The 20,064-nt window shown below is 72.7% G+C and carries 18 protein-coding genes; 11 read left to right on the forward strand and 7 right to left on the reverse strand.

Annotation, left to right across the window (positions count from 1 at the left end):
- Nucleotides 1-112 precede the first annotated feature (112 nt).
- On the forward strand, nucleotides 113-955 hold the full coding sequence (locus ACWDD7_RS08780) for a polysaccharide deacetylase family protein (RefSeq protein ID WP_450456859.1): 843 nt from the start codon (nucleotides 113-115) through the stop codon (nucleotides 953-955).
- Between the two features lie 66 nt (nucleotides 956-1,021).
- On the opposite strand, the gene ACWDD7_RS08785 is transcribed toward ACWDD7_RS08780, so the two are convergent.
- Nucleotides 1,022-1,621 (reverse strand): class F sortase, encoded by a 600-nt coding sequence (locus ACWDD7_RS08785; RefSeq protein WP_351866401.1) that lies wholly within the window; start codon nucleotides 1,619-1,621, stop codon nucleotides 1,022-1,024.
- A 427-nt stretch (nucleotides 1,622-2,048) separates the two neighbouring features.
- Between ACWDD7_RS08785 and ACWDD7_RS08790 the strand changes: the two genes are divergently transcribed.
- Nucleotides 2,049-2,969 carry a hypothetical protein gene (locus ACWDD7_RS08790; RefSeq protein ID WP_450456860.1) on the forward strand — a complete coding sequence of 307 codons (921 nt, stop codon included), beginning with the start codon at nucleotides 2,049-2,051 and terminating at the stop codon, nucleotides 2,967-2,969.
- Nucleotides 2,970-3,106: 137 nt separating this feature from the next.
- On the opposite strand, the gene ACWDD7_RS08795 is transcribed toward ACWDD7_RS08790, so the two are convergent.
- A complete protein-coding gene (locus ACWDD7_RS08795) occupies nucleotides 3,107-3,871 on the reverse strand; it encodes a bestrophin-like domain (protein WP_450456861.1) in 765 nt (254 codons plus the stop codon).
- 31 nt (nucleotides 3,872-3,902) lie between these two features.
- A complete protein-coding gene (locus ACWDD7_RS08800) occupies nucleotides 3,903-4,646 on the reverse strand; it encodes a hypothetical protein (RefSeq protein ID WP_450456862.1) in 744 nt (247 codons plus the stop codon).
- A gap of 412 nt (nucleotides 4,647-5,058) precedes the next feature.
- Between ACWDD7_RS08800 and ACWDD7_RS08805 the strand changes: the two genes are divergently transcribed.
- Both ACWDD7_RS08805 and ACWDD7_RS08810 read left to right on the forward strand, forming a co-directional pair.
- A complete protein-coding gene (locus ACWDD7_RS08805; protein WP_450456863.1) occupies nucleotides 5,059-5,871 on the forward strand; it encodes an SAM-dependent methyltransferase in 813 nt (270 codons plus the stop codon).
- A complete protein-coding gene (locus ACWDD7_RS08810; protein ID WP_351866344.1) occupies nucleotides 5,868-8,009 on the forward strand; it encodes a putative bifunctional diguanylate cyclase/phosphodiesterase in 2,142 nt (713 codons plus the stop codon). The genes ACWDD7_RS08805 and ACWDD7_RS08810 overlap by 4 nt, the downstream gene beginning before the upstream one ends.
- A gap of 414 nt (nucleotides 8,010-8,423) precedes the next feature.
- Here the strand turns inward: ACWDD7_RS08810 and ACWDD7_RS08815 are convergent, their stop codons facing one another.
- A complete protein-coding gene (locus tag ACWDD7_RS08815; protein WP_351866341.1) occupies nucleotides 8,424-9,308 on the reverse strand; it encodes a LysR family transcriptional regulator in 885 nt (294 codons plus the stop codon).
- A 120-nt stretch (nucleotides 9,309-9,428) separates the two neighbouring features.
- On the opposite strand from ACWDD7_RS08815, the gene ACWDD7_RS08820 reads away from it, so the two are divergent.
- The 6 genes from ACWDD7_RS08820 (at nucleotide 9,429) to ACWDD7_RS08845 (ending at nucleotide 15,774) form a co-directional block, all read left to right on the forward strand.
- On the forward strand, nucleotides 9,429-10,100 hold the full coding sequence (locus ACWDD7_RS08820; RefSeq protein ID WP_450456864.1) for a succinate dehydrogenase: 672 nt from the start codon (nucleotides 9,429-9,431) through the stop codon (nucleotides 10,098-10,100).
- A gap of 1 nt (nucleotide 10,101) precedes the next feature.
- A complete protein-coding gene (locus ACWDD7_RS08825) occupies nucleotides 10,102-12,051 on the forward strand; it encodes a fumarate reductase/succinate dehydrogenase flavoprotein subunit (protein WP_351866339.1) in 1,950 nt (649 codons plus the stop codon).
- Nucleotides 12,048-12,797: a succinate dehydrogenase/fumarate reductase iron-sulfur subunit gene (locus ACWDD7_RS08830; protein WP_351866337.1), complete on the forward strand. Its 750-nt coding sequence runs from the start codon at nucleotides 12,048-12,050 to the stop codon at nucleotides 12,795-12,797. The genes ACWDD7_RS08825 and ACWDD7_RS08830 overlap by 4 nt, the downstream gene beginning before the upstream one ends.
- 108 nt (nucleotides 12,798-12,905) lie before the next feature.
- On the forward strand, nucleotides 12,906-13,940 hold the full coding sequence (locus ACWDD7_RS08835; protein ID WP_450456865.1) for a hypothetical protein: 1,035 nt from the start codon (nucleotides 12,906-12,908) through the stop codon (nucleotides 13,938-13,940).
- A 152-nt stretch (nucleotides 13,941-14,092) separates the two neighbouring features.
- Entirely contained in the window at nucleotides 14,093-14,863 is a 771-nt protein-coding gene (locus ACWDD7_RS08840; RefSeq protein ID WP_351866331.1) for a GNAT family N-acetyltransferase, read from the forward strand.
- The gene (locus ACWDD7_RS08845; protein WP_450456866.1) at nucleotides 14,863-15,774 is read left to right on the forward strand and encodes a lysophospholipid acyltransferase family protein; all 912 of its coding nucleotides are present in this window, start codon (nucleotides 14,863-14,865) and stop codon (nucleotides 15,772-15,774) included. Before ACWDD7_RS08840 ends, ACWDD7_RS08845 begins: the two co-directional genes overlap by 1 nt.
- 42 nt (nucleotides 15,775-15,816) lie before the next feature.
- Here the strand turns inward: ACWDD7_RS08845 and ACWDD7_RS08850 are convergent, their stop codons facing one another.
- From ACWDD7_RS08850 to ACWDD7_RS08860, 3 genes are all read right to left on the reverse strand, one after another.
- Complete coding sequence (locus ACWDD7_RS08850) at nucleotides 15,817-18,150, reverse strand: ATP-binding cassette domain-containing protein (RefSeq protein WP_450456867.1); 2,334 nt, start codon at nucleotides 18,148-18,150, stop codon at nucleotides 15,817-15,819.
- Between the two features lie 29 nt (nucleotides 18,151-18,179).
- Nucleotides 18,180-18,374 carry an antitoxin gene (locus ACWDD7_RS08855; protein WP_351866324.1) on the reverse strand — a complete coding sequence of 65 codons (195 nt, stop codon included), beginning with the start codon at nucleotides 18,372-18,374 and terminating at the stop codon, nucleotides 18,180-18,182.
- An 85-nt stretch (nucleotides 18,375-18,459) separates the two neighbouring features.
- On the reverse strand, nucleotides 18,460-19,467 hold the full coding sequence (locus tag ACWDD7_RS08860) for an LLM class flavin-dependent oxidoreductase (protein ID WP_450456868.1): 1,008 nt from the start codon (nucleotides 19,465-19,467) through the stop codon (nucleotides 18,460-18,462).
- A 56-nt stretch (nucleotides 19,468-19,523) separates the two neighbouring features.
- Here ACWDD7_RS08860 and ACWDD7_RS08865 point away from each other — a divergent pair, with 56 nt between their 5' ends.
- Complete coding sequence (locus tag ACWDD7_RS08865; RefSeq protein ID WP_450456869.1) at nucleotides 19,524-20,015, forward strand: phosphatase domain-containing protein; 492 nt, start codon at nucleotides 19,524-19,526, stop codon at nucleotides 20,013-20,015.
- Nucleotides 20,016-20,064 lie beyond the last annotated feature (49 nt).

Below are 20,064 nucleotides of genomic sequence, written 5' to 3' on the forward strand. Positions count from 1 at the left end.
AGACCTCTTCGGGGTTCCACCACGTTCCAGCGCTGGTCCGACCGGGTGGAAAACCGCCCGCGCACCCGTGCCGTTACGGTGCGGCGACCCCTTGTGGGGCGACTGATGAGTCATGCAGCAAGATCAGTTGTTCACACGCCGTCGCATGCTCCTCGCCGGGGCCGCCGCTCTGGGAGCCGCGGGCACGGCGGGACTCGTCGTGGCGGGCGACGGCGAGGAGGCCGCCCGGCCCCCCGCCCCCGTGCCCGTCCCCGGCCCCCAGGCCCGCCAGGCGCCCCTGAAATCCTCCGCCTTCCGCCTCCAGCCGTGGACCGGGGGCGGCCCGCCGCGCTCCGTGCCGCGCAGGCTGAAGGTGCGCACTGAACCGATTTTCCGGATCTCCGAACGCGGCCGGCAGATGATGCTGACCTTCGACGACGGCCCCAACCCCGACTACACCCCGCACATTCTGGACACCCTCGCCAAGCACGACGTACGGGCGATGTTCTTCGTGTGCGGCGAGTGCGTCGAGGCCAACAGGCACCTGGTGGCCCGGATGGCCGAGGAGGGCCATGTCGTCGGCAACCACACCTGGACGCACCCCCTGCTGACCACCCTCGATCGCACCGAGATCAAGTCCGAGATGGAGCGCACCAGCGACATCATCGAGGCCAGCTACGGCGAGCGCCCGCAGTGGTTCCGCGCCCCCTACGGAGCCTGGAACCGGGCCGCGTTCCAACTGGGCGCCGAGATGGGCATGGAGCCGATGGCCTGGACCGTCGACACCACCGACTGGGACCCGCCCGGCACCGACGTCATCATCGACCGGGTGGAGACCGGCGCCGCGCCGGGCGTGGTCATCCTCTCGCACGACGCCGGGGGCGACCGTTCGCAGACCGTGGAGGCCATTCAGGAGTGGCTGCCGTACCTGCTCGACAGCGGGTACCGCCTCACGGTGCCGAGCCGACGCGTCTGACGCCTTCCCCAGGGCGGTTTCGGGGCGCTTCGCAGGAGACTTGTCAGCCCGCCGGGCCGCGGTGGTTCAGGTGACCGCGACCAGGCGGGCGAAGACGACGACATTGCCGTCGTAGCCGTTCTGCTTGGAGAAACCGCCACCGCAGGTGATGACGCGCAGCTCCGGCGCGCCCTTCGAGCCGTACACCCGGTCGCCGGGGAAGCCGGCCTTGGAGAAGACCTCGACGCCGTAGATCTCGAACACCGCCGTCCTGCCGTCCTTGCGCAGGACCTCGACGCGGTTGCCCTTCTTCAGGGCCCCGAGACCGTAGAACACGGCAGGGCCCTGCTGGTTGTCGACGTGGCCGACGATGACCGAGGTGCCCTTCTCGCCGGGGGAGACCGCGCCGGTGAACCAGCCCGCCAGGTCGGGTTCTTCGGGCGGCGGCGCGCTCACCGCACCGGTCGCGTCCAGACCGACGGGCGTGACCGGCGCGTCCACATGGATCGCCGGGATCCGCACCCGGTCCGCGGCGGAGAACGGCAGCGCGACGGGCGCGGTGGGCAGCGGTGTCTGCGGGGCCCGGGTGTCGGGGGCGGCGGCCGAGGCGGGCTGCGGCGGGCCGACGTCGAACTCGCCCGAGCCGTTGCGGATGAGCGCCAGACCGGAGAGCAGCAGCAGCGCCATCACGCCCCACGGGGCGCGCCGCCGGCGCCGTTCGGCGTCGTCCTCCTCCTCGTCGGCGAACCGGGCCGGCGGGTACGGCCGTGGCGCGGACACGCGCCACCCCGTCTCGAAGCGTCGGTCGTCCCCTGCGTTGCGCATGGGGAAAAACTAAGTCCCGCGCGCACGCCCGGCGACGGGCCGAGTGGCGAACGGGTGGCCCCGCACTCTCCTGGTGCGCCATCCGAGTTGCCGTTCCCAGGAATTTTCTGACGGTCCGTGACCTGCGGCTATATCGGATTGTCAGGTTGTCGTGCGGGGTGTCGGATCACCGGTACGGACCATTCTCGACATGCGGGCGTGTTCCGCGCGCCCGAGGGTCTTTGCTGGGAGGTGCTTTCTCGCCGATCGACCGGGGACGGGCCCCGGGGTGCCTTCCGCGGAGGATCACATGCGAAACCAACGCGCCCTGGCGGCCGCGTGCACCGCGGTGGCCGTGCTCGGGCTCGCCGCCCCCGTGGCCGTCGCGGACGGCATGGGCAACGGGGGCGGCACCACGGGAGGCACGGGCACGGGGACCATCGCCGGCCCGGGCACCGGGACCATCGTCGGCCCCGGTACCGGCGTCGGCAACTTCGGAATCGGTGGCGGGGGCGGGAACATCGGAAACGGAAACGGGAACCTCGGAATCGGGGGCGGGGGCGGCGGGGGCGGGAACATCGGCAACGGGAACGGCAACTTCGGGAACGGGAATCTCGGCGGGAACGGGGGCTTCAGCGGGAACGGCCGTTTCGAGGGCCATTTCAACGGCACGATCAGCGGCAACGGCCGGATCAGCAGCAACGGCCGGGGCGACGACAACGGCAGAGGCGGGAACCTCCGGGGCGACGAGTTCGGCAACCGGCGCGGCGACGACTTCGGCCCCGATGACAACGGCCTCGGCGGTGACCTCGGCGGGCCCGGCGACCACTTCGACGGGCTGCACGACATCGTCGTCACACCGAGGGTGGTCGCGGCCGGCGGTCGGCTGACCGTCACCGTGCAGGGCTGCCGGCGCGGTGGCGAGATGGCCTCCCACGCCTTCCGCACCGCCCCGCTGACGCCGCTCCACGACGACACCTCACGGGGCGCCGTCTACGTCAACCGCAACGCGCGCGCGGGCCGGTACGACATCTTCGTGCGCTGCGGCGGCCCCATCGTCACCCGGTCCCGGGCTTTCACGGTGATCGGCAGCGTCGACGGCGGGCTCGGCGGAAGCAGGACCATCGGCGCGACGACGGCCGACATGGCCATCGGCGGCGGCCTGGTCGGCCTGGCCCTGATCGGCGGCGGGGCCTACTGGCTGCGCCGCAGGGGCGAGCGGCGGGCCTGATCCCGTAGGGAAGACCACTGAGGGAGACGACTGAGGGAGACGACTGAGGGAGACCACTGAGGGGAGACCTCTCCGGGAGAACCCCGAGGACGCCAGGACCGGCGGCCACCGCGCGCGGGCCGCCGGTCCGGGACCGTTCAGCTCGTGATGCCCGGGAACAGATTGAGGAACGGTTCGGCGGTCACCGCGATGCCCCGGCTGTACGGGGAGTCGAGGTCCCAGATCAGGAACAGCATGAAGGCGATGGTCGCGGAGAACAGCCCGGCCAGCACCAGCTCCCTCGTGGTGCGCCGGATCTGGAGCGCGAACACCATGCCGACGGTGACCACCGCCCCGATGAGCAGCCCCCACCACACCACCGACGGCATGGTGGCGCCCGTGGAGTCGGCCCGCGCGTTGCGCGCCTGGTCCGCGGCGGCCATCTGGTCCAGCAGCGGCTGGTAGGCCTGCGCCTCGAAGTCGTTCCTCGGCTGGTAGTCGGTGACGTCCTGGCGGACCTTCTGCAACAGCGCGGTCCCGCGGTCGGTGACGCGCTCCTCGCGGGCCATCGCGGACCACTCGGTGTGCACGACATAGCTGACATAGGAGTTGACATCGGCCCGGACGAGGTCCCGGGTCCCCGGCGGATAGACCCGCACCCGCTCCGAGATCTCGTGCAGCGCCTGCGCCTCGGACTGCACGTGGTCATGGGCGGAGTTGCGCGCCTCCCACACGCCCGCGATGGCCAGACCCAGGACGATCGCGTACACGACGCCGATCCACATCGTCATGTACTCGATGACGTCGGGGGTCTCGTTGGGGTCCTCGTCCTCGGGCGCCCGCCGGTGCCGTACGAAGGTCACGAGGACCACCACGGCACAGGCCCCCAGCATCCCGAGGACGAGAACAAGCCAATCCGACAACGGATACCTCCAGAGGTGAGCGGCTCGGTGGTCAGCGCGGGCGCAGGGCCACGACGGCGACGATCGCGGGTACGGCGATGAGCAGGACGTAGGTGACGGGCGCGGTGTGGCCCGGCGCGGGCCGGGCGACCGGACGCGGGTGGTACGCCGGGTAGCTCACCGGCGTCGCCGTGGGCCGCGGCGCGGGCGCGGGCCTCGGCTTCGGGGCCTGGACGGGCTTCGGCGCGGGCGGGGGAGTGGGGCTGGGCGCCGGCCGGGGCACCCGGGCGGGCGGCGCGGGCTTCGGCGTGGGCCGCGGTGCGGGCACCGGCGCCGGAGGTGGCGTCGGAGTCGGAGTCGGGGTGGGCGTGGGTGCCGGCGGGGGAGTGGGCGGCGGCCCGGGCGGGCACGGCGGCGGGGGCGGCGGTGGGCAGCGCCGGGGCGGCGGGAACGGACGGCGGTGCGGGGGCTCCGGCCGGTGGTCGCCGGAGAGGGCCACCGAGGCGCCGCCCGCCGCGACGGAGGTACTGCCCGCCGCGACCGAGGCACCGCCCGCGGTGGTCCAGGCGTCACCCGCGAGGGCCGGGGAGCCCGCGCCCGTGGCGACCGTCACCGAGACGTCGCCCGCCGAGGCCACCGCCACGGTGCCGTCCGGGCCCGTGGAGGCGTACGCGCAGGCGTCGGCCGACGCCGGGCCGACCGGGCAGCCCACCAGCGCGCAGCCCAGCGCCAGCAGGGCCAACGCCCTGGGGAACGCCCTGGGGAACGCCCTGGGGGCGGACGCGCGTCGGGTCACGTGGAGTCCATGCACGCGGAGATCATGGGGCGCGCGGCAGGGCCGTAACCGGGAGTGCGCCGGTATTGGTCCGAAGGAGGGATAAAGCCGATCGGCGGTTTGACGATCAGATGAGTCCGACATGGCCGAAAAGGCATCCCGGGACGTCCCTCGGTCCGTGCGAAAGCGCCGCCGGGCCGTCAAATGGAGGGCCCCGCGGGGCGTCACCCGTCCCGATGGCGTGGGGTGGACGGCGGTCGACGGGATTCCCGGCGCAGGGCGTCACCGAGCGGGGTCGGCCGGGCACTTGCCGCAGGCAGTGACCGGGAACGGATGGTCAATTTCCGGATCGGGTCGCTCCTTTGGCGGGCGATCAGTAGCCTCTGCTCGAACACCGGATCGCCTACATCCACGTCCCCGCCTTGGAGCGATAATGGAGCGTCCCGCCTGGGCCCCACGCAGCATCGACATCTCGGTGCCGAGCGTCTCGCGCATCTACGACTACTACCTGGGCGGTTCGCACAACTTCGAGGTCGACCGGGAGGCCGCCCGCAAGGCCATGGACTTCATACCGGGGTTGCCCAAGACCATGCAGGCCAACCGGGCTTTCCTGCGCCGGGCCGTGCGCTTCGCCGCCCAGGAGGGCATCACCCAGTTCCTCGACATCGGCTCGGGCATCCCGACCTACGGCAATGTCCACGAGGTCGCGCAGTCCGCCGCCCCCGGCGCCCATGTGGTCTACGTCGACCACGACCCCGTCGCCGTCGCGCACAGCCAGGCCGTACTCGCGGGCAACGACGCCGCGGCCGTGGCCGCCGCGGACCTGCGCAACCCGCGGGACATCCTGGAGAGCCCCGAAGTGCGGCGGCTGATCGACCTGAACCGGCCAGTCGCCCTCCTCCTCGTTGCCATACTGCACTTCGTGGAAGACGCGGACGACCCCTGTGGAGCGGTGGCGGAGCTGCGCGACGCGCTCGCGCCCGGCAGCCTGCTGATCCTCAGCCATGCCTCGTACGAGGGAATCCCCGTGTCCGCGGAGCGGGCCGAGGGTGCGGTGGACGTATACAGGGACATTCGCAACCCGCTGATCATGCGCTCGCGCGACGAGATCGCGCGGTTCTTCGAGGGGTACGACATGGTGGAACCCGGACTGGTGCCGTTGCCGCTCTGGCGCCCGGAATCGGCGCCGGAGGACGAGGACCCGTTCGCCTTCGCCGGATATGCCGGCGTGGGGCGTACGGCGTGAGCGCGGAGCCGGACGGGCCGGAGGACAGACTGCGCCGGCTGACGACGATCTGGAGCCGGGCGCTGTACCCGGTGACCTCGACGTCGCGCACCCGCGCCGAGTTCGAGGAACAACTCCTTCCGCTCGCACGCCGGTTGAGTGAGCTGCTGTCGGCCCGCAGCTTCGACGCGGACGCGGCGAAGGCGGTCGGGGCCGCCCTGGTCGAGGCGCACTGCACCGACCCCGAGGCGCTCTCGCGCACCCTGGACTGCGTGGACGCCTACCTCGTGCTCTACTGCGGCGGGGACGGCCGGCAGGACGAACTGCGCATGCGTTCCTCGCGGTTGCAGCACGCCATGGCCGCGGGCTACGCGCACGCGCTGCGCCGGCGCACCCTCGCCGAACAGGAGGCCATCGCCCAGGCGGCGTTGCGCGCCCAGGGAGTGGTGGCACAGGCGCTGCACGCGAGCGAGGCCCGGTTCCGCGCGGTCTTCGAGGGCGCCGCCATAGGGATCGGCATCGCCGATCTCGACGGCCACATCCTCCAGGTCAACGAGGCGCTGCTGCGCATGTTCGGGTTCACCCAGCAGTCGCTGCGCGGCCGCCGGGTGCAGGACTGGAGGCACCCCGAGGACGCCCCGCAGACCTGGCGGCTCTACGACGAACTGGTCCGCGGCGAACGCGAGCACTACCACCTGGAGAAGGCCTTCAACAGGCCCGACGGCACGGTGCTGTGGACCAACCTCACGGTCTCCCTGCTGCGCGACGCCGACGGCAGACCGCAGTACCAGCTGGCGCTGATGGAGGACACCACCGAACGCCGGCTGCTCAACCTCCGGTTGCGTTACGAGGCGACGCACGACGCGCTCACCGGCCTGCCCAACCGCACGCTGTTCTTCGAGCGGCTGGAGAAGGTCCTCGCGGCCGGGGACGGCCAGCGCTTCGGGCTGTGCTACCTCGACCTGGACGGCTTCAAGACCATCAACGACAGCCTGGGCCACGCGGCCGGCGACCGGCTCCTGGTGGAGGTCGCCGACCGCCTCCAGTCCTGCGCCACCGCGCCCGGCGAGATGGTCGCCCGGCTCGGCGGCGACGAGTTCGTGGCGCTGACCACCGGGCCGGGCACGGAGCGCGCCGTGGACGAGCTGGCCGAGCGCATCATGAACGCCCTGGTCACCCCGATCAGCATCGACGGCCGGGACCTGCTGGTGCGCGGCAGCCTCGGCATCGTGGAGGGCCCGGCGGGCGAACGCACCGCCGCCGAGGTGCTGCGCAGCGCCGACATCACCATGTACCGGGCCAAGTCGGCGGGCGGCAACCGCTTCGAGCTGGCCGACCCGGAGGCGGACGCCCGCGCCATCACCCGGCACGGCCTGACCACGGCCCTGCCGACGGCCCTGGAACGCGGCGAGTTCTTCATCGAGTACCAGCCGCTGGTGCACCTCGGCGACGGCAGCGTGCGCGGCGCCGAGGCGCTGGTGCGCTGGCTGCACCCGCAGCACGGTGTGCTCGGCCCCGACCGCTTCATCCCGCTCGCCGAGCACACCGGACTCATCGTCCCGCTCGGCCGCTGGGTCCTGGAGGAGTCGATCCGGCAGGCCCGCGCCTGGCGGGAGCGGCACGGCGGCCAGGACGCCGGGCCGCTGCGGATCAACGTCAACCTGTCGCCGTGCCAGCTCAGCCACCCCGGCCTGGTCCAGGACACGGTGGAGATCCTCGAAAGAGCGGGCGTCACCCCCGACGCCCTGTGCCTGGAGGTCACCGAGTCCGCGCTCATCGGTGCCGACGACTCTCTGCTCAAACCGCTGCGCAGACTCGCCGAGATGGGCGTGGACATCGCCCTGGACGACTTCGGCACCGGCTACTCGAACCTGGCCAACCTGCGCCGCCTCCCGGTGAGCGTCCTCAAACTGGACCGCTCCTTCACCCAGGGCATGCAGCAGTTCCCCGCGGACCCCGTCGACCTGAAGATCGTCGAAGGCATCGTCACCCTCGCGCACAGCCTCGACCTCGCCGTCACCGTCGAGGGCGTCGAGACCGGTGCCCAGGCCGAACAACTCCGCGTCCTGGGCTGCGACACGGCCCAGGGCTGGTACTACGCCCGCCCGGGCCCACCGGAGCGGCTGCACGATCTGGCGCTGGCGGACGCGACGGGATGACGTGGCCGCCGCGGCATCGGGCGACGGGCACGTGAGGCGCGGCCGCAGCCCCGGGGCCGGCGCGTTTCATACGGTCGTACGGGGGCGCCCGGCCCGCACTCGACGATCGAGACGGGGTGCGACGGCGCGTCCGTCTGCCAGCGCGTCCCGCGGCGGCGCGGTCGCTGATCGCGGCCGTCGGGTGCGGCGGCCCCCTCCTGGTCGCGTTCGTCACCGTGGTGGCCCCCCTACCTGATCGACGGGGACGGCCCGCCCCCCGCCGACCCGGCCAAGGCGGTCAACGGCATCGGCGCCACGTCGCTCCAGGGCCTGGCCGGTGCCGCGTCGCCCCTCGGCGCGGTCTTCGCCCCGGAGCGCGCGGTCCGTCCGTGCACGACCTGCCGCGGTGCGTTGCCCGGCGCCGGCAGCGGCCCCTCACCGCTCCAGCAACATCCGCTGAAGCTCCCGCGCGGCCCGCGGCGGCGCCACATCGCTGCGGTGCGCCAGCGCGATGGTCCGGTGCAGGCCGGGCCGGGCCAGCGGGGTGACCCGCAGGCCCCGTCCCGCCCGGGTCGCGACCATCCGCGGTACGACCGCCACCCCCAGCCCCGCCCGCACGAACCCCAGCACGGCGTCCATCTCACCGCCCTCGACCGCGAACTCCGGCTCGAACCCGGCGGAGCGGCACGCCGCGACGGTCAGTTCCCGCAGGTCGTACCCGTGCCGGAACATCACCAGGCGCTCGCGCTCCAGATCCGTGATGTGGACCGCCCGCCCGCCCCGGCCGGGTGCCGGTGCCTCCGGGGAGGAGACGACGACGAGGTCCTCGCGCAGCACCTCCTCGGTGGTCAGCGCGGGCGACGGCGTCGGCAGCGGGAGCACCACCAGGGCGAGGTCCAGGGCCCCGCGGGCCAGTTCCCGTACCAGGTCGTGGGAGCCGCCCTCCTCGATCATGAGCCGGATGCCCGGGTAGCGGTCGTGGAAGGCGCGCAGCACGTCCGGGAGCAGGCCCGTGCACAGGCTGGGTGTCGCGCCGAGGCGTACCCGGCCCCGCCGTAGCTGCACCAGTTCCTGCACCTCGTGCCGGGCGGTGTCGGTGTCCGCGAGGATCCGCCGCGCCAGCGGCAGCAGTGCCTCGCCCGCGTCGGTGAGCGTGATGTTGCCCCGGGCGCGCTGGAACAGATCCGCGCCCAGCTCCCGCTCCAGCGCCTTGATCTGCTGGGACAACGACGGCTGGGCCACATGCACCAGTTCGGCGGCCCGGGTGAAGTGCCGGGTCTCGGCGACGGCCACGAAGTACTGGAGCTGCTGGAACTGCATACTGCAACGATAGTCCCTTCCTATGGAAACGAGGTGCACCATGTCTTGGACCGATCGGGACCTTCGGCCCTAGCGTGCTGTTCCATGGCTCTGGCAACGCGGACGGACCGACGGCCGTCCTTGGCACGCACGATGTGGGACTCCTCCGTCGGCAAGAAGACGGTGATGGCCGTCAGCGGTCTGATCATGCTGCTCTACCTGGTGGTGCACATGATCGGAAACCTGAAGATCTACTTCGGGGCGGGCGAGTTCAACCACTACGCCCACTGGCTGCGCACCATCGGCGAACCCTTCATGCACTACGAGTGGACGCTCTGGATCATCCGGGTCGTCCTCGTCGTCGCCGTGGTCGCCCACGCCACGTCCGCTTACCAGCTCAGCCGCCGCGACATCAAGGCGCGGCCCAGCAAGTACGTCCACGCGCGGCCCCGGGCGAGCTACGCCACGCGCACCATGCGCTGGGGCGGGATCATCCTCGGTCTCTTCATCGTCTGGCACATCCTGGACCTGACCACCGGCACCGTGCACTCCGGCGGCTTCCAGCCCGGCCACCCGTACCAGAACGTCGTGGACACCTTCTCCACCTGGTACGGCAACGTGATCTACATCGTCGCGATGCTCGCGCTCGGCCTGCACATCCGGCACGGCTTCTGGAGCGCCGCGCAGACCCTCGGCGTCGGCAGCCGCGCCCGCGACCGCGCCCTGAAGACCGTTGCCGACGTCCTCGCGCTGCTGCTCACGGCCGGCTTCATCGCCGTACCCGTGGGCGTCATGACCGGAGTGGTGAGCTGACATGACCGACTACGTGAACTACACGACCGGCGAACCCGTCGCCGACGCCAAGGCCCCCTCCGGCCCGATCCACGAGCGCTGGGACACCCGCCGCTTCGAGGCCAAGCTGGTCAACCCCGCCAACCGGCGCAAGCACACGGTCATCGTGGTGGGCACCGGGCTCGCCGGCGGCTCCGCGGGCGCCACCCTCGCCGAACAGGGCTACCACGTCGTCCAGTTCTGCTACCAGGACTCCCCGCGCCGCGCCCACTCCATCGCCGCGCAGGGCGGCATCAACGCGGCCAAGAACTACCGCAACGACGGCGACTCGATCCACCGGCTGTTCTACGACACCGTCAAGGGCGGCGACTTCCGCGCCCGCGAGTCCAACGTCGCCCGCCTGGCGCAGATCTCCGTCGAGATCATCGACCAGTGCGTGGCGCAGGGCGTGCCCTTCGCCCGCGAGTACGGCGGCCTGCTCGACACCCGCTCCTTCGGCGGCGTCCAGGTCTCCCGCACCTTCTACGCCCGCGGCCAGACGGGCCAGCAGCTGCTGCTCGGCGCCTACCAGGCACTGTCCCGGCAGATCGCCGCAGGGAACGTGGAGATGCACCCGCGCACCGAGATGCTCGACCTGATCGTCGTGGACGGGCGGGCGCGCGGCATCGTGGCCCGGGACCTGATCACGGGCCGTATCGACACGTACTTCGCGGACGCGGTCGTGCTCGCCTCCGGCGGCTACGGCAACGTCTTCTACCTGTCGACCAACGCCATGAACTCCAACGCGACCGCGATCTGGCGGGCGCACCGGCGCGGCGCCTACTTCGCCAACCCCTGCTTCACCCAGATCCACCCGACGTGCATCCCGCGCACCGGCGACCACCAGTCCAAGCTCACCCTGATGAGCGAGTCGCTGCGCAACGACGGCCGGATCTGGGTGCCCAGGGCCAAGGGCGACGACCGCCCGCCGAACCAGATCCCCGAGGACGAGCGCGACTACTACCTGGAGCGGATCTACCCCTCCTTCGGCAACCTGGTCCCGCGCGACATCGCCTCCCGCGCCGCGAAGAACGTCTGCGACGAGGGCAGGGGAGTCGGCCCCGGCGGCCAGGGCGTCTACCTGGACTTCGCCGACGCGATCCGGCGCATGGGCCGGGCGGCCGTGGAGGCCAAGTACGGCAACCTCTTCGACATGTACCAGCGGATCACCGACGAGGACCCGTACGAGGTGCCGATGCGCATCTACCCGGCGGTGCACTACACGATGGGCGGGCTGTGGGTCGACTACGACCTCCAGACCACCATCCCCGGCCTGTTCGCGATCGGCGAGGCCAACTTCTCCGACCACGGCGCGAACCGCCTCGGCGCCTCCGCCCTGATGCAGGGCCTCGCCGACGGCTACTTCGTGCTGCCGGCCACCATCAACGACTACCTGGCCCGCAACCCCCACCAGGACCCTGTCACCCCCGAACACCCGGCCGTACAGCAGGTGTTGGCGGAGACCGAGGACCGGCTGAACCTGCTGCTTTCGGTCGACGGAGACCGCACCCCGGACTCCTTCCACCGCGAACTCGGCGAGATCATGTGGGAGTTCTGCGGCATGGCCCGCACCGACGAGGGACTGCGCAAGGCCCTGGAGCGCATCCCGCAGATCCGCGAGGAGTTCTGGCGGCGCATCAAGGTCCCTGGTACCGGCGAGGAGTTCAACCAGTCGCTGGAGAAGGCCAACCGCATCGTCGACTACCTCGAACTCGCCGAACTCATGTGCCTCGACGCGCTGCACCGCGCCGAGTCCTGCGGCGGCCACTTCCGCGAGGAGTCCCAGACCCCGGACGGCGAAGCCGCCCGCAGGGACGAGGAGTTCGCCTACGCGGCCGCCTGGGAGTTCGCCGGCACGGGCTCCGCTCCCGTCCTGCACAAGGAAGACCTGGTCTTCGAGTACGTCCATCCCACTCAGCGGAGCTACGCATGAAGCTCACCCTGCGCGTCTGGCGGCAGAAGAACGCCGACGCCGACGGCACCATGTCCACCTACGAGGTGGACGGCATCTCGTCCGACATGTCCTTCCTGGAGATGCTGGACGTCCTCAACGAACAGCTCATCCTCGCCGGCGAGGACCCGGTCGCCTTCGACCACGACTGCCGCGAGGGCATCTGCGGCGCGTGCTCCCTCGTGATCAACGGTGACGCGCACGGGCCCGAGCGGACCACCACCTGCCAGCTGCACATGCGGTCCTTCAAGGACGGCGACACGATCGACATCGAGCCGTGGCGGGCCGCCGCGTTCCCGGTGATCAAGGACCTCGTGGTCGACCGGTCCGCGTTCGACCGGATCATCCAGGCCGGCGGGTACGTCACCGCGCCGACCGGCTCCGCGCCGGAGGCGCACTCCACGCCGGTGCCCAAGGCCGACGCCGACTTCGCCTTCGAGCACGCCGAGTGCATCGGGTGCGGGGCGTGTGTGGCGGCATGCCCCAACGGAGCGGCGATGCTGTTCACGTCGGCCAAGATCAACCATCTGAACGTGCTGCCGCAGGGCGCTCCCGAGCGGGAGACCCGCGTGCTCGACATGGTGGCCCAGATGGACGAGGAGGGCTTCGGCGGCTGCACGCTGACCGGCGAGTGCGCGACGGCCTGCCCCAAGGGGATCCCGCTGATGTCCATCACCGGCATGAACCGGGAGTGGCTGCGGGCCACCCGTAAGGCGGGGAAGCGGTAACCCCGCTGAGGAACAAGGTCGTTCGTCGACAACGGCGGGCGGGCGGGGCCGGGGGCGTGGTGCTCACCCGGCCCCGTCTGGTTACCGCAGCCGCTGTACCCTCCGTCCATGATCTTCGGAAGCAAGGGGAGGAAGCGATTCCTCGAAGCCGTCGCCGGGTTCGAGTCCGCCGTGCGGGAGCGTGACGCGGAGCGCTCCGAGCACGAGTTCCAAGAGCTGTACCAGCGCTTTCAGGGGGCGGGAGCGCAGGAGACCGCGCAGGCCGCGCGGCGTCTCGCCGCACTGCTCCACGAGGTGCCGCCCGGACCGCGCGGCACCGTCGCCGTGATCATCGGCGCCTGTGTGGAGCGCGGCGCCGATCCGGCCGACTGCGCCCCGCACGTCCTGGACGGACTGGCCGACACGCTCGCCGGGGTCCGGGAGTTCTGCGAGCGCTGGGCGGCCACCGACGGCGGCGAACTGCCGGACCCGGAGGGCGAGCAGGACCCGGCCCTGTTCGACCGGGTCGGCCCCGGGCCCGCGCTGGCCTGGCTGACGCTGCCCCAGTGGGAGATGGCCTGCGTCGCCATGCTCGACCACGCCACCGTCCGCACCGCGCTCGGCACCGAGCGGCGCACCGGGCTGCTCACGGCCCTGCGCGCCGTGCAGGATGCCTCCGGGCACGACTTCAAGTGCCTCCACCACGCCCTGCTCGTCCTGGACGACGAACCGCTGATCGTCCTGCACCGCCCCACCGGCACCGGCTACGCGCTGCGGATGAGCGGCCTCGGCGACAACTTCCAGCTGCACACCCTGCTCGCCGACGTGCTCATCGGCGGCGGCCACCTCCCGGGCCGGGCCCCCTCCGCGGCGGAGGCAGCCGTCTGCCGCGACCAGCCGGGCCAGGTGCACACCACCGGCTCCTTCAACCTCGTCAGCCCCACCGGGGAGTGGGTGTGGAACGAGGGCACCCCCTGCGACATCCCGGTCGTGGACGGTGCCCGACTGCTCGTCCTGGACCCGCCGCCGTACCAGCGGAGCTGGCCCGCGGGCCGGTTCTTCCCGCACATGACCGGCGACCTCGTCCTGGAGCGCATCCTCGCGCCCGAGGAGGCGGCGCGGCTGCTCGCCGGGTGCGTGACGAAGGAGACCGCCGGCGGCTAGGCGAACGGCGTACCCGGCCGTTCAGCATCCCCACATCCGCTCTCCCGGCACACGTCACGCGCCGGCCAACCGGCGTCGGAAGAACAGGAACGGCGGGCCGTACCACCGGTCCGCCGCTGCCGCCGAACCGGCCCCGTGACCAGGAGAGAGCCATGACCGGCGTTTCCACCCTCGACCGTCCCCCGCAGCCCGCGGCGCCCGCCCGCTACACCGTCACGCTCGCCCGCGACGAGGACGACGTGCGCGCCGCGCAGCGGCTGCGGCACGACGTCTTCGCCGGGGAGATGGGCGCCGTCCTCGCCACCCCGCGGCCGGGCCTCGACATCGACGCCTTCGACGCCCACTGCGATCACCTGCTGGTCCGCGACACCGTGACCGGGCAGGTCGTCGGCACCTACCGGCTGCTGCCGCCCGAGCGGGCCGCGGCCGCCGGACGGCTGTACTCCGAGGGCGAGTTCGCGCTGGACGCGCTGGACGCCATCCGGCCCGGCCTGGTCGAGGTCGGCCGCTCCTGTGTGCACCCGGACCACCGCGACGGCGCGGTCATCGGCCTGATCTGGGCCGGCATAGCCCGCTACATGACCGACCGCGGCCACGAGTGGCTGGCCGGCTGCTGCTCGATACCGCTCGCCGACGGCGGCGCCCTCGCCACCGGCACCTGGGACCGGGTGCGCGACAAGCACCTGGCACCCGAGGAGTTCCGGGTACGGCCGCTCGCGCCCTGGACCCCGAACACCGAGGTCCCCGCCGGGCGCACCGAACTGCCCGCCCTGCTGCGCGGCTACCTCCGCCTCGGCGCCTGGGTGTGCGGGGAACCCGCGCACGATCCGGACTTCGGGGTCGCCGACCTGTACGTGCTGCTGTCGATGCGCCGGGTCAACCCGCGCTATCTGCGGCACTTCCTCTCCCTCGTGCCGGCCTGATGAGCGTCTGGCTGCCCACCGCGCCCTGCACCCCGGACGCCTGCGTGGAGCCGGCGCCCGCCGCCGCGGCCGTGCCCCGCGCCGTACTGCGGCTGACCGCCGTCGCCGCCCTGGTGCTGGCCGGGATCGTCGTGTCCCTGCTCGGCTGGGGGTGCCCCCGCTTGCGGGGGAGGATCCCCGCCGAGTGGATCGCGCGCTGGTGCCGGGCCGTCGTGCGGGCCATCGGGGTACGGGTGCGCGTCACCGGCGCGGCCGCGCCGGGCGGCGGGCTGCTGCTGGTGGCCAACCATGTCTCCTGGCTGGACATCCCGCTGCTCACCGCCGTACGACCGGCCAGGATGCTCGGCAAGACCGAGATACGGCGGTGGCCGGTGGCGGGCGCGCTGGCCGCGCGGGGCGGCACCCTGTTCATCGACCGGGACCGGCTGCGCGCCCTGCCCGGCACGGTCGCGACGATCGCCGACGCCCTGCGCACGGGCTCCGCGGTGGCCGCGTTCCCGGAGGGCAGCACATGGTGCGGGCGCGCCCACGGCCGCTTCCACCGGGCCGTCTTCCAGGCCGCCCTGGACGCGGGCGTTCCCGTGCAGCCGGTCTGTCTGCGGTACTGGCTGGAGGACGGCGGCACCGGCACCGCCGCCGCCTTCGTCGGCGAGGACACGCTGCTCGCCTCCCTGTGGCGGGTGGCCCGGACCCGGGGTCTGGTCGCCGAGGTGGAGGTGCGTCCGGTGATCGCGCCGGGCACCCACCCCGATCGCCGCGCCCTCGCCGCGGCGGCCCAGCCGGTCCTCCCCGGCCCGGCCTGGACCCACGCGGCCCTGGTCAGCGGCCACCCCGCCGTCGTACGACCGCTCGCGCAGGCCCCGAGGACCGGCCCGCGGGGGGCGACCCGGGCGGGGCAGCGGGCCCGGTAGGGTCCCCCGGGTCGCCGTAGGGGAGCACCCCGGACAGAACACCTAGGGCATCACCCGCGCCAGATACGGCGCCGTCACGCTGCCCTCCGCCTGTGCCACCCGCCGCGGTGGCCCCGCGGCGACGACACGGCCGCCCTGGTCGCCGCCGCCCGGTCCGAGGTCGATGACCCAGTCGGCGCCCGCGACCACCGTCATGTCGTGCTCGACCACGACGACCGTGTGCCCGGCGTCGACCAGTCCGTGCAGCCGGTCCATCAGCACCTCGACGTCGGCCGGGTGCAGTCCGGTGGTCGGCTCGTCCAGCAGGTACAGGGTGTGGCCGCGGCGGCCGCGCTGGAGTTCGCTCGCCAGCTTGATCCGCTGGGCCTCCCCGCCGGACAGCTCGGTCGCGGGCTGGCCGAGGCGCAGATAGCCGAGGCCGACGTCGAGGAGCGTGCCGAGGCTGCGGGCGGCGGCCGGGACATCGGCGAAGAACTCCGCCGCCGCCTCCACCGTCAGGTTCAGCACCTCCGCGATGTTCCGCCCCCGGTACGCCACCTGGAGCGTCTCGGGGTGGTAGCGGGCGCCGGCGCAGTCCGGGCAGGGCGCGTACGTGCTCGGCAGGAACAGCAGCTCGACGCTGACGAACCCCTCGCCCTGACACGTCTCGCAGCGGCCCCCGGCGACATTGAAGGAGAACCGCCCGACGCCGTACCCGCGCCCGCGCGCCTCGTCCGTCGCCGCGAACACCTTCCGTACGACGTCGAACAGACCGGTGTACGTCGCCAGGTTGGAGCGCGGGGTGCGGCCGATCGGCCTCTGGTCCACCCGCACCAGGCGCTCCACCCCCTTGAGATCCTCCGTCAACTCGCCGATGAGCGTGGACTTTCCGGAACCGGAGACCCCGGTGACGGCGGTGAACGCGCCCAGCGGGAACTCGGCCGTCACCTCGCGCAGGTTGTGCCGGGTCACCGGACCGACCTTCAACCAGCCACGCGGCTCGCGGACTTCACGCGCGGGGCCCGGTGCCTCGTCGAAGAGGAACGCGGCCGTCGCCGACTCCTCGACCGACGCCAGCTCGGCCGGCGGCCCGCTGTACAGCACGCGTCCGCCGTGCTCGCCCGCGCCGGGGCCCACGTCCACCAGCCAGTCGGCGCCGCGCACCACCTCCAGATGGTGCTCCACCACGAACACCGAGTTGCCCGCCGCCTTCAGCCGGGCCAGCACGGTGATCAGCGCCTCGGTGTCCGCCGGGTGCAGCCCCGCGGACGGTTCGTCCAGCACGTACACCACACCGAACAGCCCGGACCTCAACTGCGTGGCGAGCCGCAGCCGTTGCAGCTCGCCCGCCGAGAGGCTCGGGGTGGCGCGGTCCAGGCTCAGGTAGCCCAGCCCGAGTTCGACCACCGGCGCGATCCGGGACTTCAGGTCCTCGGTGAGGACGCGGGCCGCCTCCGTGCGGCCGTCGAGCAGGTCCGCGAGACCGGTCAGCGGCAGCGCGGCCAGTTCGGCGATGGTACGGCCGCCGAAAGTCACCGCCATGGCCTCGGGCCGCAGCCGGGCGCCCCCGCACCCCGCGCAGGGCGCACTGGTCAGAAAACGCTCCGCCTTGGTGCGCAGGGCCGGCGACTTGGTGTCGGAGAACGTCTTGAGCACATAGCGGCGGGCGCTCATGTACGTGCCCTGGTACGGGCGTTGGATACGGTCCGCGTCCCGCACCGGGTGCACGGTGACGACCGGCTGCTCGTCCGTGAACAGGATCCATCGCCGCTGCCCGGCGGGCAGTTCACGCCACGGCCGGTCCACGTCGTAGCCGAGTGCGTCCAGGATGTCCCGCAGGTTCTTGCCCTGCCAGGCGCCCGGCCACGCGGCGATCGCCCCCTCGCGCACGGACAGCGAGGGATCGGGCACCAGCAGCTCCTCGCTGGTGTCGTGGACCTGCCCGAGGCCATGGCACCGCGGACAGGCGCCCGCCGCCGTGTTCGGCGAGAACGCGTCGGAGTCCAGGCGCTCCGCCCCCGGCGGGTAGTCACCGGCGCGCGAGAAGAGCATGCGCAGCGAGTTGGAGAGGTTGGTGACCGTGCCCACCGACGAGCGTGAGGTGGGGGCCGCGCGGCGCTGCTGGAGCGAGACCGCGGGCGGCAGCCCGGTGATCTCACCGACCCTGGGCGCGCCGACCTGGTGGATCAGGCGGCGCGCGTACGGCGCGACCGACTCGAAGTAGCGGCGCTGCGCCTCCGCGTAGATCGTGCCGAACGCCAGGGACGACTTCCCCGAGCCGGACACACCGGTGAAGACGGCGAGTACGTCGCGGGGGACGTCCACGTCGACGCCCTTGAGGTTGTGCTCACGGGCGCCGCGGACGCGGACATAGGGGTCATGGGGGCTGTGGTGCATGGACGACACACCTTATCGGCCCCCGCTCACTAGGGCCGCGGAGGGCCGCCCTGGTCCCGCCGGGTGCCGAACTCGTCCCGCGCTTTGTCCTGGGCGGTGTCGACCTGCTTCTGGTACTTGTTCCCGGTGCGCTGGTCGACGTAGTCGCCGCCCTTGTCGATGCCCTTGTCGGCCATGTCCTCATGGCCCTTGAGCATGCTCTTGATCTTGTCCATGAAGGACATGGCGGTCCTCCTCGTCGCTGGCGGCTCTGCCCTCCCAGGGTCACCGGCACGGGGCCGCCGCGCATCTCGGGGCGCCGCCCCGGCGTCAGGGGACCGGGGCGAAGAGCGCGGCCAGCAGGCGGTAGGAGTCCAGCAGCGCCGTACGGTCGTAGCTGCTCGTCGTGACCAGGACCTCGTCCGCACCGGTCTCCTTCAGGACCGTCTCCAGCTCGTGGGCGACCTGGACTGGGGTGCCCGCGAGCTGCCCGGCGAGCTGGGCGCCGTACGCCTCCCGCTCGCGCGCGGTCATCACACGGGCCTCGGTCTCCTCGGCCGCGGCGAGCGGCGGGAAGGTGCCGTGCGTGCGGGCGTACGCCATCGACCAGGCCTCCGGGACCAGCAGCCGTCGCGCCGCCTCCTCGGTGCCGGCGACCGCGACCGCGCCGGAGACCACCACGTACGGCTCGGCGGCCCAGGGGGAGGGGCGGAACCCCGCACGGTAGCGTTCGACGCCGCGCAGCAGCCGCTCCCGGTCGCGCAGATCCCCGATGACCAGCGGCAGCCCGGCCCGCGCCGCGATCGCCGTGCCCTCGTGCAAGGCCAGCACGAACGGCGGCACCCGCAGACCGTCCGCGGGCCGGGCACGCACCCCCGCCGGCGAGGCCCCGGTGAACCAGCCGAGCAGCTCGCCGAGCTGGGCCCCGAAGTCCTCGGCGTCCTCCTTGTCCCGGCCGAGCGCCCGGCGCACCCCGTCGGTGAAGCCCACCGAACGCCCGAGACCCATGTCGATCCTTCCCGGGAACAGCGACTCCAGCACCCCGAACTGCTCGGCGACGACGAACGGCCGGTGGTTGGGCAGCATCACCCCGCCCGTGCCCACCCGGATCGTCCGGGTGGCCGAGGCCACCGCGGCGGCCAGCACGGTCGGCGCGGAACCGGCGACGCCCGGCACGCCGTGGTGCTCGGAGACCCAGAACCGGTGGTAGCCGAGCTCCTCCGCCGCCCGCGCCAGCGCCACGGTGTCCCGCAGCGCCTCGGCGGGCGGGTGCCCCTGGCGGACGCGGGAGCGGTCGAGGACGGAGAACCGGGTCCGGGCGATCACTGAGCTGCTCACCTTCGGTTCAACGCCCTGAGAACCCGCGGATTCCCGCGGGTGGCTAGGGTTTTGGTGTGAGCGACAGCAACCCACGGCCGATCGCCGTGTTCGACCTCGACAACACGCTGGCGGACACCGCCCACCGGCAGCACTTCCTGCGGACGCGGCCCAAGGACTGGGACGGGTTCTTCGGCGCCGCGCCCGCGGACCCGCCGCTCGCCGAGGGCGTCGCGCTGGCCCGGAAGAGCGCCCGGGACTGCGAGATCGTCTACCTGACCGGCCGCCCGGAGCGGTACCGCCGCGACACCCGGGACTGGCTCGCCGCACACCGACTGCCCGCGGGGGACCTGCACATGCGGGGCGACGCGGACCGCAGGCCGGCCCGGTTCGCCAAGCTCGCGACCCTGCGCCGGCTCGCCCGGAGCCGCGAGGTGCGCTTCCTCGTGGACGACGACGCACTGGTCTGCGACGACGCCGAGCGCGCCGGATTCACCGTGGTGCGGGCCCGCTGGGCCGAGGAGTCCGACGCGCTGAGGGAGGCGCAGGAGAAGGAGGGGCGTACATGAGGCCGTACGGCCCCCCCGGGGACCTGGGGGGCCGGGACCCGGGGAGTTT

The sequence above is a fragment of the Streptomyces sp. NPDC001056 genome (assembly GCF_053598955.1).

What these genes read in the sequence shown, in the direction of transcription:
- ACWDD7_RS08780 (WP_450456859.1), top strand. Translation starts at nt 113, where the DNA reads ATGCAGCAAGATCAGTTGTTCACACGCCGTCGCATGCTCCTCGCCGGG.
- ACWDD7_RS08785 (WP_351866401.1), bottom strand. Translation starts at nt 1,621, where the DNA reads ATGGCGCTGCTGCTGCTCTCCGGTCTGGCGCTCATCCGCAACGGCTCG.
- ACWDD7_RS08790 (WP_450456860.1), top strand. Translation starts at nt 2,049, where the DNA reads ATGCGAAACCAACGCGCCCTGGCGGCCGCGTGCACCGCGGTGGCCGTG.
- ACWDD7_RS08805 (WP_450456863.1), top strand. Translation starts at nt 5,059, where the DNA reads ATGGAGCGTCCCGCCTGGGCCCCACGCAGCATCGACATCTCGGTGCCG.
- ACWDD7_RS08815 (WP_351866341.1), bottom strand. Translation starts at nt 9,308, where the DNA reads ATGCAGTTCCAGCAGCTCCAGTACTTCGTGGCCGTCGCCGAGACCCGG.
- ACWDD7_RS08825 (WP_351866339.1), top strand. Translation starts at nt 10,102, where the DNA reads ATGACCGACTACGTGAACTACACGACCGGCGAACCCGTCGCCGACGCC.
- ACWDD7_RS08830 (WP_351866337.1), top strand. Translation starts at nt 12,048, where the DNA reads ATGAAGCTCACCCTGCGCGTCTGGCGGCAGAAGAACGCCGACGCCGAC.
- ACWDD7_RS08835 (WP_450456865.1), top strand. Translation starts at nt 12,906, where the DNA reads ATGATCTTCGGAAGCAAGGGGAGGAAGCGATTCCTCGAAGCCGTCGCC.
- ACWDD7_RS08840 (WP_351866331.1), top strand. Translation starts at nt 14,093, where the DNA reads ATGACCGGCGTTTCCACCCTCGACCGTCCCCCGCAGCCCGCGGCGCCC.
- ACWDD7_RS08845 (WP_450456866.1), top strand. Translation starts at nt 14,863, where the DNA reads ATGAGCGTCTGGCTGCCCACCGCGCCCTGCACCCCGGACGCCTGCGTG.
- ACWDD7_RS08850 (WP_450456867.1), bottom strand. Translation starts at nt 18,150, where the DNA reads ATGCACCACAGCCCCCATGACCCCTATGTCCGCGTCCGCGGCGCCCGT.
- ACWDD7_RS08855 (WP_351866324.1), bottom strand. Translation starts at nt 18,374, where the DNA reads ATGTCCTTCATGGACAAGATCAAGAGCATGCTCAAGGGCCATGAGGAC.